1 protein-coding gene is annotated in these 521 nt (G+C 66.6%); it reads left to right on the forward strand.

The window, feature by feature from the left end:
- Nucleotides 1–92: 92 nt before the first annotated feature.
- Nucleotides 93–521 (forward strand): DUF885 family protein (locus ACXJKJ_RS32205; protein WP_457395822.1); only part of this gene is annotated, 429 nt, incomplete at its 3' end.

Raw genomic sequence — 521 nt, forward strand, 5'->3', positions numbered from 1 at the left:
GGATGCAGCTGTCCCCGATCAGCGCCACCCAGATCGGCGACCACCGCTACGACAGCGAGATCGACGACCTCAGCGCGGCCGGCCAGTAGAAGGTGCTGACCGCCTACAAAGGCCTGGTGGGCGACCTGGACCGGATCGATGTGAGCAAGCTCTCGCGCGAGAACCAGGTGGATGCGGCGATCCTGCGCAACCAGCTGCAGTCGGAAATCTGGAGCGCCGAGGTGCTGCAGTCGTCCAAGTGGGACCCGCAGATCTACAACGGCATGGCCGGCAGCGCGCTGTACGGGCTGATGGCGCGTGAGTTCGCCCCGCTGCCCGACCGCCTGAAGTCGGCCACCGCGCGCATGGAGAAGCTGCCGCAGATCTTCGCCCAGGCCCGCGAAAACCTGGACCCGGCCCGCGTGCCGAAGATTCATGCCGAGACGGTGGCCAAGCAGAACCGCGGCATCCTCAGCATCGTCGATACGTTCATCACCCCGCACATCGGCGAGCTGCCGGCCGAAGACGGCAAGCGTCTGCAG

It is taken from the genome of Roseateles sp. P5_E1 (genome assembly GCF_054049335.1).